This window comes from Geobacter pickeringii (assembly GCF_000817955.1).
Lineage (GTDB): Bacteria > Desulfobacterota > Desulfuromonadia > Geobacterales > Geobacteraceae > Geobacter > Geobacter pickeringii.
Genome location: NZ_CP009788.1, coordinates 684,690 through 697,975, shown reverse-complemented (window position 1 = coordinate 697,975; position 13,286 = coordinate 684,690). Strand labels below are relative to the sequence as shown.

Annotated in this window: 10 protein-coding genes and 2 riboswitches; all 10 genes read right to left on the bottom strand. The window is 62.7% G+C overall.

Annotated elements, in window-relative coordinates; translation table 11 throughout:
• Window positions 1–48: 48 nt before the first annotated feature.
• Window positions 49–2,706, bottom strand: coding sequence for an Ig-like domain-containing protein (locus GPICK_RS03135; protein ID WP_039740439.1), 2,658 nt, complete (start codon window positions 2,704–2,706; stop codon window positions 49–51).
• Between the two features lie 95 nt (window positions 2,707–2,801).
• A riboswitch (cyclic di-GMP riboswitch) is annotated at window positions 2,802–2,876 on the bottom strand.
• A gap of 102 nt (window positions 2,877–2,978) precedes the next feature.
• Window positions 2,979–3,053, bottom strand: a riboswitch (cyclic di-GMP riboswitch).
• Between the two features lie 378 nt (window positions 3,054–3,431).
• Window positions 3,432–4,517 (bottom strand): cytochrome c, encoded by a 1,086-nt coding sequence (locus GPICK_RS03130; RefSeq protein ID WP_039740438.1) that lies wholly within the window; start codon window positions 4,515–4,517, stop codon window positions 3,432–3,434.
• A gap of 48 nt (window positions 4,518–4,565) precedes the next feature.
• Window positions 4,566–6,572 carry a PKD domain-containing protein gene (locus GPICK_RS03125; RefSeq protein WP_236685633.1) on the bottom strand — a complete coding sequence of 669 codons (2,007 nt, stop codon included), beginning with the start codon at window positions 6,570–6,572 and terminating at the stop codon, window positions 4,566–4,568.
• Window positions 6,573–7,111: 539 nt separating this feature from the next.
• Window positions 7,112–8,620: a B12-binding domain-containing radical SAM protein gene (locus tag GPICK_RS03120; protein WP_039740434.1), complete on the bottom strand. Its 1,509-nt coding sequence runs from the start codon at window positions 8,618–8,620 to the stop codon at window positions 7,112–7,114.
• Window positions 8,621–8,817: 197 nt separating this feature from the next.
• Window positions 8,818–9,168, bottom strand: a complete 351-nt coding sequence (locus GPICK_RS03115; RefSeq protein WP_039740432.1) for a hypothetical protein — start codon at window positions 9,166–9,168, stop codon at window positions 8,818–8,820.
• Between the two features lie 38 nt (window positions 9,169–9,206).
• Window positions 9,207–9,689 carry a hypothetical protein gene (locus tag GPICK_RS03110; protein WP_052263256.1) on the bottom strand — a complete coding sequence of 161 codons (483 nt, stop codon included), beginning with the start codon at window positions 9,687–9,689 and terminating at the stop codon, window positions 9,207–9,209.
• Between the two features lie 54 nt (window positions 9,690–9,743).
• Window positions 9,744–10,997 (bottom strand): LuxE/PaaK family acyltransferase, encoded by a 1,254-nt coding sequence (locus GPICK_RS03105; RefSeq protein WP_039740430.1) that lies wholly within the window; start codon window positions 10,995–10,997, stop codon window positions 9,744–9,746.
• 12 nt (window positions 10,998–11,009) lie between these two features.
• Entirely contained in the window at window positions 11,010–11,837 is an 828-nt protein-coding gene (gene ccsA, locus GPICK_RS03100; RefSeq protein WP_039740429.1) for a cytochrome c biogenesis protein CcsA, read from the bottom strand.
• The gene (locus GPICK_RS17730; protein ID WP_236685632.1) at window positions 11,834–12,673 is read right to left on the bottom strand and encodes a hypothetical protein; all 840 of its coding nucleotides are present in this window, start codon (window positions 12,671–12,673) and stop codon (window positions 11,834–11,836) included. Before GPICK_RS17730 ends, ccsA begins: the two co-directional genes overlap by 4 nt.
• A complete protein-coding gene (locus GPICK_RS17725) occupies window positions 12,661–13,140 on the bottom strand; it encodes a cytochrome c biogenesis protein ResB (protein ID WP_236685631.1) in 480 nt (159 codons plus the stop codon). The genes GPICK_RS17730 and GPICK_RS17725 overlap by 13 nt, the downstream gene beginning before the upstream one ends.
• Between the last annotated feature and the right edge of the window lie 146 nt (window positions 13,141–13,286).

The window sequence follows — 13,286 nt, the reverse complement described above, 5'->3', positions numbered from 1 at the left end:
ACTTCCGATTAAGTATAGCGGCACATTTTCCTTCGGCAACAAGGGGAGTTACCACCCCCCGTTGCCGATGGCCTTCCGGAGCACGAGGATCACGTCCCGGAGGTCGATTCTGCCGTCCGGCCATACTTTGCCGTTCACCAGCGGACCGACGTCGCCGTTGGCAAAATCGGATGCGGTGGGGGCGACAATGCCGACAGCCACTTTCAGGATTTCAATAACGTCGGCGATATTCACTTTGCCATCGCCGTTGACGTCCCCGTTCGGGAGCGGCGCGGCGATGGTGCGGGTCATGGCGTTGCCCGCCGCATCGACGGCGGTCACCCGGACGGTGGCCGGATCGAGGGCGGCTGCGGTGAGATCGAGGCTCCAGGTTCCGCCCACCGCCGGGATCACGGTGGCGGTGCCGCTCTGGTCGGTGGCCGTCACGGTGGCGTCGCGGTCTGCCGCACCGGAAATGACCGTCGGAACCGGCACGGTCGGGCTGGTGATGAGCAGCAGCGGCGGGGTCCGGTCGCCGGTGACGTTTCTCTTCACCACGCTCGTGGCGCCGGCGGCGTCGCTGGCCGTCACCATCACCGCGTAGGGGCCTTCGACGGCGAGGGGGAGCGTGAAGCTGAAGCCGGTCCCCGAGGTGGTCACGGGGATGGATCTCCCGTTGGCCGTCACCGTCACCGTGACGCCGGTTTCGGTCGTACCGGCGACGGAGAGGCTGTTCAGGGCAGTCGCCGTATCTTCCGCAGGGGCAGTGACCGCCAGTTGCGGCAGCGCTGCTTCATAGACCACGGACCGCTTGAAGGTGGCGGTTTTGCCGGAGAGATCCGAGGCGGTGACGGTCACCGTATTGAGACCGGGATTCAGGGTGACCCGCTTGCTCCACGCCGTGCCGTTCATCAGGGCGGCGGCGCCGTTCACCATCACCGTCGTATTGGCGGCAACGGTTCCGCTCAACTCCACCACCGGCGTTCTCGTCTGGAGGCCGTCGGCCGGAGCGGCGATGGCGATGCCCGGCACGGTGCTGTCGAACGAGACGCTCCGGGTATCGGTCGTAATGTTTCCGGCCTTGTCGCTGGCGACCACGGTGATGGTGGAGGCACCATTGGCGAGGGTGACGGCGGCGGTTGCCAGCCCGCCGGAGACCGGGGCGGCAGTGCCGTTCACGGTGACCTTGTCGAGATGGGGATCGGCGACCCGGATGGTCACGTTCTGGAAGCGGGCGGAGGTGGTGCTCCCCGCAGGCAGGGCGGAAACCGTCAGTGCCGGCGGTTGGGTGTCGACGGTGACCGTCACGTTTTCGGAGTTGCCGCCGCCGTTCACGGAGATGATGTTATCCCCCTCGGAAAGGCCGGTCAGGTCGCTCCGCCAGGTGGTGGAGGTCGGATAGGAGACGCTTCCCGCCACACCGGAGGTCGTATTGACGACGGTGATCGTGACGCCCGCGGTCCGCTGCCCGGTGAGGCTTACGCTCGGCACGTTGATAAGTCCCGGCACCGTATCGATGCTGAAGTTCGTGATCGAAAGGGTAATGGAGGCGCTGACGGTCGACACGTTGCCGGCGGCGTCGGTCGCCTTGACGACGATGGTGTTCGCACCCGGCGCGAGGCTCACGGTTGCGCTCCAGTTTCCGCCCGACACGGCGGCCGGCGTCGCGGCGGCACCGTTCACCGCCACGGTCACCGTTGCCCCCGCCTCCACGGAGCCGCCAATGGTCTGGCTCGCGGCGATGGTGCTCGGCGGCAGCGGATTGAGGGTGAGTACCGGCGGAACGGTGTCGATGGGGATAAAGGTATTGCCGATGCCGAAGACGGTGACGCTCCCCACCGCATTGGCGGCGAGCAACCTGCTCCCGACGGCGTCGAACGCCACGTCGGAGGGGGTGAGGAGCTGGCCGTTGCCGGTGCCATAGCCTCCGACGAACGACAGGAACGAGCCGCTGCCGGTCGGATCGAGGACCTGGACGTTCCCCTGGAACGAGTCGGCGACATACATCCGGGAGACGGCAGGGACCGCGGCGGCGGTGTATTCGAAGGTGACCCCCACGGGAAAGGTGAGCTTCAGGGGGCCCGAGCCAAAGGAGCCGACCGTGCGCTGGTAGGCACCGTTCGTGTCAAAAAACTGGATGCGGCCGTTCAAGGTATCGGCAACGGCCAGCTGGCGCGCAACCTTTTCGAAGGCGATGCCGGTCGGCATGTTGAGCTGGCCGCTCCCCCCTCCCTGGACGCCGAAGCGCGTCACGTAATCGCCGGCAGCCGAGAAGACCTGAACCGAGTTATCGAGGCTGTCCACGACGTAGATCCGGCCGGTGTCGTCGAACACGATCCCGTTGGCCATGCGGAACTGGCCGTCACCGGCACCGAGCCTCCGCACCTCTTTGCCGCTCTGGTCGAGGAGCGCCACGAACGTCCCCTCGCCCACGGCGATGGTGCCGTTCGTCGCCACCGCAACTCCCTGGGGAGGAACGGCGGTGGCAAGGACCTGCAGGAATTTCCCCGTCCCGGCGTACTTGAGAATGCCGCCGCCGCGCGGATCCGCCACGTAGATGCTCCCCGCCGTATCGGTTGCGATCCTGACGGGGGTGCTGATCCCGTCGGTGATCGCGGGGAGGACGGTTACCTGCGGTGGCGTGGATGCCAGGGCGTTACCCCCCGCACAGACCACCAGGAGGGCAACCAGCTTGAACGTAAAACGTTTCAGAAACGATTCCTTCATCTTCCTTCTCCTGCCTTTTGACGTGATCTACTACCGTTTGTTACAACCCCATCCGGGCACAAAAAAAGCCGGGGCCGTCTATCCTCGTTGGACATTTCGGCATCCCGGCTGTCTCGGTGAGACCCTAGGCTTTCCGCCCCACCCTCGCGGGTGGTTTAGTCTTATCGGTTATCCTTACTTTCTTGCTACCCAATCGTTACTATTCTGCAATTACAAGACCAACACTCCGAAACAATACAAAAAAACCGGGAGCCAAATATCAGAAACGATACTTCGGCATCCCGGCTGTCTCGGTGAGACCCTAGGCTTTCCGTCCCATCCTCACGGATGGTTTAGTCTTGTCGAATATCACGGGGGTATGCGCGGCCTGTCTCCCCGTTTTATCCAAAAAACCGACCAACAGGCAATGGCAAAAAGATTATTTTCTCTTTAGGTCCAGTCAGTTAGCGACATTTCTTTATCCCGGCCCGGATGCACGGCACGTGGCCGTCGTTCCGGCCGTTATCCCCCGCCACGGTTCCTGCGCACCATGCACGGCCAAGTACGCCAAACGGCGCATGGACCTCGCCAATTGACCGTCAAGCTCAAAAAAAAAGCCGACGGCTCCCCCCCCATCACTCAACGGGAAGGCGCCTTTAGCGGTAACGAGGGTGTCGTTCATGGGGCGGCAGGCTGCCCCGCCCCATGAACGACACCGTGCCGGCTATCAGCCCCGATCCGGCGGATTACCAGGTTTCAGCCCCGGAAATGGCGCCGTGCTCGCCGCAGTTGGTGCTGCAGTTCGATTCGCTGTAGTTGTTGGGAGAGGAGGCCTTCTTGAAGGCGGTGATATTCGTCGGCCCCGCCCCTTTGCCGTCGGGCTTCTGGTATGCCGGAAGGCCGGCGGTTGCCGTCGCAATCAGGCGGGAGACCTTGCCGCCGTGGGGGACCCTGATATGACACGAAATACAGGCAACTCCATTGTGGTCCCCTTCCGTGTGGGGTGCGCCAGCCGCAGTGAAGTTGTGGCAGTTCCAGCAGAACGACATGGAGTTGTTGCTCGTCGTCTGATAGGTCCCGCTGGAGACGCCGGCCACGGTATAGGGCCATGCCTTGTTGGCCCCCTTGAGCGACCAGGTATAGGTGGCCCCCTGGGGACCGGTAGTGCCGGATACCGTCAGGTCGTGGCAGTCGGAGCAGGACATGACCTGATTGCCCACGTTGCTCCAGGGTGCCTTCAGGGCCGAAGCCGGCAGGGCCCGCGGCGCCAGGGAACCGGTCTGGTTGTTGAGGCTGACGATGACCGGGTGGGCCGAACGGTTGGCCGGGTTGAACTCCAGTGCCTGGTCGGTCAACGTCTTCCCGGTGGGGCCGACGATGCCGGAAACCCCGCCGGCGGCAGCACCGAAACCGTTGGAGGAGTGGCACTTGAGACAGAGCTGGGACTGCAGGGTTGCCGGCGTGACAGGAGTGAAGGTGGTGGGCTGGGTCCAGCTCGCGGCGGCGCCGGGCTGAACCCCATTCATGGTGGACCAGTTGGCGATGTAGCCGGGATGCTTCTCGGTATGGCTGGCGGAGCCGTGGCAGTTGGAGCAGCTGTACTGCAGGCCGGCCCTGCCGCTGCTGATGGTGGCAAAGACAGCCTGGGCAAAGCTGGCAGTGCTGTCGTGGCAGGTCTGGCAGACGGTGGCGGCAAAGCCTCCGTGCTGGGTGATGAGGTTGGTTTTATGGCAGTAGGAACAGCTCCCCTGCCCCACCGCGGCGGTGTGCCCCGCCATGGCCGGAGCGGCCATGGCGAGGAGCGCGGCGATTGCAGTTGCGATGCGCTTCATTTCATTCCTCCACTGTGCGGTTTGTTGGATTCCGTTCACATCGCCTCCCTATTGTACCTGGAAGGCGCCCTCGGCAGCGTAGAGGGTGCCCGAGGTGGTGACGCGGAACTTCATCCAGCCGTAGCCGTTCATCCGCTGGGCGATGGAGGTAACGTCGATTGCCACCCATCCCGTGGTGCTCGTCGTGGCGCTCGCGGAGTAGCTGGTGTTCACCGACGTGCCGTTGGACTGGTACGGGTAGACCTTGATCGTCCGCGACGAGCTTATGGACGACACGTAGAGCCGCAGGATCACCTTGCTGGCGCCCAGGGCATCGCGGTTGAGCTTCATCGACACGACGGAGCTGCTCCCGCTGGTGTTCTGCAGCAGATACCGGTCGGTCAGGTTGCCGTCCTGGAAGACGGTGGTGATGTTCTGGCTGTTGCTGTCAGAAGAGGTTACGCTGTTGAGCCGCTGCAGGTACAGTACCTCGTCGGAGAATATCGATCCGGCCTGGGCCTGGACCGTGACGAGCGCCGTGTCGGTGGCGGTGGCGCCGACGTTGTCGGTGACGGTGAGGGTCACCGTGTAGGTGCCGGCAGCAGTGTAGGTCTTGGTGGCGCTGACGCCGCTGGCGGTGGTGCCGTCACCGAAGCTCCAGGCGTAGGAGACGATGGTGCCGTCGGGGTCGCTGGAACCGGCGCCGGAGAAGCTGACGCTCTGGTTCACCGCCACGGTCTGGTCAGGACCGGCGCTGGCCACCGGAGGCTGGTTGCCGTAGCCAGGGTGGCACGAATTGCAGCTTTGGGCGACACCTTTCATCCCGTTGTTGATGGCGGTGGCGACGGTCGCCTTGTCCAGGGCGGTCCCTGCGTAGCTGTGACATGCCACGCAGTAAACGTTCTTGGCCTCGTGCTCCTGGATGAAGCCGGGGGAGCCGGCGGGGAGCGTGACCATGTCATGCTGGCCGGCGTGATTGCCGAAGCCGCCGATGGAGCTGTGGCAGTCGGCGCAGACGACCGGCTGTCCGCCAAGCCCCTTCTGGACCGTCGCGGTCACCGCCGTGTTGCTGCTGGCGTGGCAGGCGGCGCACTGGAAGCCCCGCCGGGCGTGAAGATCGGTCAGGGGAGCCGTGTGGCAGCCACTGCAGTCGGCGTAGGGAACATTCACCTTCCCTGTGTGCGCCGTCGGGTGGTTGTACTGGCCGTGGCAGTTCACACAGGTGACCACCGTGCCGGCGCGGCCTGCGGCGATGGTGTTCTGGACGTCAATCCGGGAACTGGAGTGGCAGGTACTGCAGGTGGACGTGCGGGTGAGGTGCTCGTCAAGGACGGTCTTCGTGTGGCACTGGGCACATTCGGGGGCAGTCTGCACCTTGTCGTGCTGGGCGATGTGGTTGACCGCGCCGTGACAGCTGGTACAGAAGACCGTGGTTCCCGCCCGGCCCGCCGCGATGGTCTGCTGCACCGTGGCGTTGGTGCTCGAATGGCAGGTGGCACAGGTGGAATGACGGTTGATATGCTCGTAGACAACTCCCTGATTATGGCAGGAGAGGCAGTCTGCCGGAGTCGTCACCTTGTCGTGCTGGGCAATATGGTTGATCGCACCGTGACAGTTGATGCAGGTGACCGGAGTGCCGGCCTTGCCGGCCGCGATCGTACTCTGGACCTCCGGTTTCGTGCTGTTATGGCAGGTGAAGCAGGTCGAAGTCCGGCTCAGGTGCTCGGCCACCGGCGTCTGAGTGTGGCAGAGGACGCAATCGGCGGCCGTGGAAAGCATGTTGTGCTGGGCCAGGTGGTCCTTCTGACCGTGGCAGACGATGCAGTCGTGAACCACCTCGATGGTGAAGCCGCCGCTTCCGTTGGAAAGCAGGTTATGACACCCCGTCGTGGTTCCTCCCGCGTAACACGAGAGTCCCTTGGTCTGGATCAGGGCGTGGTGCGTGGGAGCCATGCTTCCCGTTACGGGATCGCCGGTATGGCACGTCTTGCAATCCGCCGCCGTGAGGGCAAGCGCTTCATGCCCCCCCAGAGGGCCAGCCAGAAGCACCACGGCCACGACCCAAAGGGTGATCATGACGGGGAACATCTTCCTCAAAGTGATAGACCTTTTCAAAGTGAGACTACCTCCTTTCCTTTCCGTTACTGTTCTCTTTCTCTACGATGAAAAACCCGCGAGGGAGTGCTGTCAGCAGCTGTGCCTTCAAACGACTTCGAAATAATTTAACCCGCCGGCAACAACAAGATACAATTCCGACAAATCAATAAGTTGAGGCCTATTCAGGCATTATCCAGTCAATAGGCCGGGCCAGTCGGTGAAAAAACTGCAGATCTCTCCGAAATAATCACCATTGACGCAACATGAGAGGGGCTTAAGCAGGGGATATGCCAAGAAGCTTCATTTTTCGACAGATCCTTCAAATCTTTGACGCAACGCACCCCTCGCATACCGTAACGGGATCAACGGTCAGGGGAGTGGGATGCTGAGAGGGACTCTATACAAACGAGAGGAAACCGGACAGCAGTGAAGGACGATGGGGAGGGGATAAATCGAGTCCCGGCGCTGCGGACCTCGAACGCGAGGCCGTCTGCAACGCCGGAACACTTCCCTGTCCACTACGGGATAGGGGCGATGGCCGGGTGTACTCCCCCGGATTTGTGCGTGCTGACGCTCTGGAGCAACGCCTTCACCTCCGGCGGCATCTCCTGGCCTTCCTTGAGCATGGCGCGCATCTGCCCGGCAAGATAGGAGTGATTGACGAGAAGGTCGAGGACCGAAAGCATGAACTCCTGTTTCCAGGGGGAGAGTTTGTCGAGATTCTGGAACTTGTGCATGAAGAACTTCTGGGAAGCCTTGCCGAGCTGGCGCTCCAGCTCCTCAAGCGTCATGTTCTTCGGCTTGATCACCGGCTCCACCAGATTGTACTTGCGGTAATCCTTCGTGGCCACGTAGGGCTCCAGTTCCGGGTAGAGCTCGGCGTAGGGCCAGGGGGCGATGGCGAGGAAGAAGGCCATGTCGGGGTTGTAGTGCTTGGCCAGCTCGATGGTCTGGTCGATGGAGTCGGGAGTATCATCGGGCATGCCGAGGACGAAGGAGGTTTCCGAGACGATGTCGGCGTCGTTGATCAGGTCGATGGCCTGCTTCGACTGCTCCACCTGCGTATCCTTCTTGAAGAGATCGAGGGTTTCCTGGGTGCCGGCCTCCACGCCGACGTAGATATGCTCCACTCCTCCTTCGCGGTACCGCTCCATGATGTCGGCATCGCGAAGAATGTCGTCGACGCGGGTCTCCATGAGGAGCTTCACCGGGACCCGGCGCTCGATCATCAGGTCGAGGATCCTCACCCACCGCTCCCGGTCGAAGGTGGGAATCTCGTCGGAGAGCATCGCCACCTCGACACCATGCTTCCGGTTCAGCATCTCCAGTTCGGCCACGAAGTTCTCGGCGCTTCGCGCCCGCCACGACTGGGACCAGAAGAGCTGCTGGGAACAGAAGGAACACTGCTGCTTGCACCCCCGGGAGGAAGAGACGATGGCGAGCCGGGCGTTGTTCTTCGCCCGGTAGGTGTAGATCGGCCACTCCACCAGGTCCCAGGCGGTGGGGAGGCTGTCAAGATCGTGGATGTAGGGAGCCTTGGGAGTGACCACCACGCCGCCGTCGCGCCAGAAGGCGAGCCCTTCCACCTTCTTCGGATCGCCACCGGCATTGAGGCAGGTGCAGAGTTGGGGAAGCGTCACTTCCCCCTCTCCCCGGACGATATAATCGACGGCAGCATGGTCCGCCTTCAGGAGTTCCTCGTAGCAGAAGGTGGCGTGGACGTTGCCGAGGACCGTGACGGTGCGGGGATTGATCTGCTTGGCGAAGGCGAGGAGCTTCACCGCATCGACGATGGAGGCGGTAAAGGCGGTGGTGGCGACGACGTCGGGGCGGAACGCCTCGATCCGCTTCTGGATCTCGGGCCACTTGTGCCAGAGCGACATGGCATCGTAGTAATCCACCTCGTACCCCGCCGCCCGCAGCGATCCGGCAATGTAGACGAAGCCGACATTGAGCCAGGTTCCGGCGGACTCCACGACACCGGAGTGATAGGGGGGGGTTATGAGGGCGACGCGTTTGATCTTCATCGAACTACTCCTCAAACAGGCTGAAAACACGATAATATCTCAAGCAAAAAATGAGCCGCTTCGGAATAAAATTAAAAATCACATATTTGCTTTGAAAAAACAAGGCATTTGTCACGAACGAACCTGGCGGTCAACCGGTTGACTTCGGCATATGGCGAGGCGGGAAAAACCGCTTGCCCGAATAGATACGGGCCCTGTCAGTGGAATACCATGGGGTAGATGACGAGGTAACCGGCGGCGAATACGGTGGCAAGAAAGAGGTGCTTGACGACGAGCATTCGCCGCCGCACCCGTTCCGCGTCGGGGCCGTACCAGTTCTCGACGTAGGTGAACATCCGGCCGGCTCCGGTGGCCGCAATCGCACCCATGGCGCCGATGCTCTGCCAGAAGAAGTTCCGCTCGATGCCGTTGAGGATGCCGGTCACCTCGGGATGGGAACCGTGGAGCCGGTGCATGAGGCCGATAGCCACCATGAGCGCCAGCCAGTAACCGGCGGCGAAGTCATGGACAAATCCGATGAAAATAACGGCAGTTTTCCTGGAATTCATGGTTTCCCCGTATCGAAGCAACCGGAGCGGCAAACCCGCTACCGCTTCGCTCCGCTTCCCTTTTCGTTCCCTTCCATGGAAGCGACCTCCCGCACCATCCACCGCCCCCCCCTGAGCGCCAGCCGGTATGCAAGCCGGTAGACGAATCCCTTCTCCTCGTGGGTCACCGTTCCGCTGTCGATGTTGACATGACGGAAGTCCCAGCTCTCCCGCGTCGTTACCGCCGCAGAAGAAACGCTGGAAAAGCGGAAATCGGAGAATGCAATATCTCTGAGTGTCGGATACATCTTCGTGCGGGCCTCGCCGAGGGCGGCCATATGACTGTAAACCTTGGTGGCCTGCTCCGTCTCGGCCACCTCGGTGAGGGGGGTCATGTTCAGGCTCTCGTACCCCTGGGTCAGGAGCTGGTTATAGCGCCGCACGGTTTCCTCAATCTGCCGCTTCTCGCCGGCGCGGCGGTCACAGCCGGAAAGGATGGAGACGAGGATTAACAGCGCCACCAAAGGGGCAAAACGGCTCATCGGTCAATCTCCTTGTATTTGCTTCAGGGCGGAACTGACGCCGGCCACGAATCGTCACGGGAGGCGGTGCCCTTCGAGCATCTCCTCGATGATCTCGCCGCAGGGACAGAACGCTTCCTCTTTCCTGAGCCGCGCCACCTGCCGGCTGATGGAAAATTTCATGTAGGTGTCGAGGAAGGAAAAGATCTTCCGGTCTCCCATGGGCCCCACCGGCTTCTCCGACGGGACGAGCGACACCTTGCCGTCGACGAGCTGGGCGCGGCCGATGATCTCGAAGCCGTCGGCGGTCCGGTAGCCGAGGTTGTCGGTCTGGACGGCAAGAACGGTGGGGAGGTTCGCCAGGTCGAAGTGCCGCAGAAGCCCCACCTCCCCCTCGGGAAGGGGGCGGCGGCAGGTTTCCACGTCATAGGCCACGACCCGCGCCCAGGGGAGATCGGGCTTGCGACGCCCTTCCACCCCCCCCCGCGCCGCATCCCGCAGCGTGGAGTCGACGTAGTTGGTGCTGCACTCGGCCATGCCGAGGACGTTCACGCAGTAGGGCTCGGGAACGCCGAGCATCTCGCGGCACTCCCGGAGATAATCCCCGCGGGTCCGCTCCCCGAACTTCCCCCGGTACCCTCCCCCGTCCACGAGCCGGCTCCCCGGCGGAAGGCGGAAGCCGAGTCCGTTGGCTTTCAGCGCGTTGAAGAGATAGACGAAGGCCGAGGTGGAGCCGATGATCGCCACCGGCACGCCGCGGCACTCGAACTCCTTCATCGCCTTCAGGAGTTGGCGGGTCTTCATCCCGGTACGGGTGATGAAAAAGCCGCTCCCCTCGGCGCCGAAATGCTTGATGGTTTCGGCCATCCCGATGGCCATCCCCATGTTCGGGGCACTCTTGGGGGAGGGGGCGAGGACCAGGATCGGCATCCGCTCCCCCTCGGGGAAGAGATAGTCCCCCATCACCTTGCGGTTGGAGGAGAGGACCAACTCCCGGCCGTACCGGTCACGCAGGATGATCCCCCGCAGGTCGGCGTTGGTGGTGCCGCCGGTGATGTTGGCCATCACCGCCTTCTCCTGGGGGAAGGAGACCACGAGGGACTTCTTGAAGCCGTCCGACGGATAGGCGGGAATATCGTGCCACGACGTCACGTCGGTCACCGCCACCCCCTTGAGATCGCAGTACCGGCGGTATGCCTCGTTGGCCTCGTACTGGTACCGGAAGGTCTCCAGGCAGAGGTCGTTGAACTGCTCCTCCCCCCCGGCCGACCAGATGAACGAATTGATCCGGTCGCAGAGTTCCTTGCGGCGATGGGTGAACTGGTCCATGGGCAACGGCTCCTACTTGAAGTATTCCGAATGGATCGACGCCCCGATGAGCGGCGTGAAAAAGAGCGCCATAAGCGAGAGAGTGAAGCAGAAGATGAAGAAGAAGGCCGACTTCTCCCCCGTGAACCGGAAGAAACGGCGCAGGTGGAGATGGATCCCGAAGGCGATCCAGGTGATGAGGGACCAGGTCTCGATCGGGTCCCAGGCCCAGAAGCGCCCCCACGACTGGTAGGCCCAGATGCTCCCCGCCAGCATCCCGATCCCCCAGAAAACGAAGCCGAAGCCGGCGAAGCGGCCGGCCAGGAGATCCATCGTTTCCGGGTCGGGGAGCCGGTCGAGCCACGGCGCCGACTTACGCCGCTTCAGGAGGTAGAAGATGGAGAACGCCAGGGTCACCAGCATGGGGGCGAGGGCGATCTTGTAAAAGGAGACATGGAGCACGAGCCAGATGCTCCGGAGCGTCGGCGGCAGCTTCGCCACCGTGGGACTCATGAAGATGCTGAGCGCCACGAAGAGGAACGCCGCCGGAAAGACGAGGATGCTCGCCGGCCTGATGCGCGGGAGGGAGCGGGCCGCCACCAGAAAGAACGCCACCATCATGAACGCCATGGAGGAGAGGACCTCGTGGCGGGTGATGTAGGGACCGTGCCCCACCGCCCGCCACCAGATGCCGAGGGCCACCCCGTGCACCACCAGTCCCGCCCCGGCGATGCGGTAGCTGATCCTCTCGGGGCGCTCCTTGGAAAAGACGACCCCCCAGGTATTGGCGACGGCGGCAACGACGTAGATGACGACGGCGGCCCAGTGGATGGCGGTGACGAGGATGAAATCATTGGTCATGGTTCTGCTCTCCCGGCAAATCTATTCAGAATCGTTTCGTATTCGTCGCGGTACAGCCTGTCGGAGCCGGCGGCCTGCCACCCCACCCGGCATCCACCATCGTCGTCCCGGACGGTGAACTCCCGCGGCGGGAAGAAGTAGGTGAGCCCTCCTCCGAGCACAATCACGAAGAAGCCGAAGAAGATGCCGTTCATGCCGACGGCATCGATGAAGATGAGCCCGGCCCACCGTTTCACCTCCACGATGGTGGCGCGGTAAGGTCCGAGCATCCCCGTCCCCCCCCTGGTGAGGGGGAGCTCGGCCACAACCCTCCGCCCCTCCGTGAGCCGCAGTACCAGTTCGGGATTTTCCCCTGCCATCGACAGCCGCGTGGCATCGGCATAGTACTTGGCCTTCAGTGCATAGGGAGACCAGGGGAGAATGAACTCGCCATAGCCCGCCTTGTCCCGCTTCAGGGGGTAGGGGATGGAAAGGATCTCGTCGTGGCGGGCGCCCCGCTCATCGATCAGACTCACATAAAAGGCATGACCGTGGCGTTTCCCCTGAAAAATCCGGATATCGTCCCGGTAGATCGTCTCGTTGATCTGCATCCCCACGGAAGCCGTCTTCCCCTGAGGATCGAGAATCGAAAAATCGGTATGGAGCTGCTTGAGGTTGTCGTTCTCCCAGAATTCGGCCCGGGTCCGATCGAGCCGCATCCCCCAGGGGAGCCGTAGCGAGGAGGAAAGAAGTCCCCGCTCCTCGTTGGTCCACGGCGTCCCCGGGGTGTACACTTCCCCCTCCATCAGCTCCACGAGCCCCCGCTTCTCCAGGAGCACGATCGTCAGCGATGCCACGATGGAAACGGCGATCCCCAGGTGAAGCAGAAAATTTCCCCAGTACCCCCAGGGATGACGGACGAAGCGCTGACAGCCGGAACCGACCGGAAGATACCCCAGCCCCCTGACCGCAGCCTCCACCTCGGCCCGGGGAGCGGCCACCGGGACTCCCGGACCGCCCCCCCCGCCGGCGAGAAGGTCCGCCGGTACGCGGCCCGGAACTGCTCGACGGTAGAGAGGGAGAGGGACGCGAAGAAGAGCAGCAGAAGCAGGGCAAACCAGGGCGACGTGTAGACGTGGTCCAGGGCGAACCACCGCACCGTGGTGGCGAACGCCGGATGGGCGAGCCGCCACTTCTCCAACTCCGGCGGCGTAGTCAGGAACCGCTGGGGAATGAAATACCCCGTCAGCACCACGCAGAGCATCAGGATGATCAGGGTAATGACCGTGGAGCGGGAGAGGAAAAAACGTTTGAGGGATTTCATCAGGGGGACATGGTCCTCGATGTCGACACCGGCACACTCAGGGGTGTTTTTCTATCGGTTGTTATAGGCCATCTCCCCCGAAATTTCAACGAAAGTTTAATGGGTTCCAATACTGATACATAAAAATGACCGATTTCGGGGAGGAT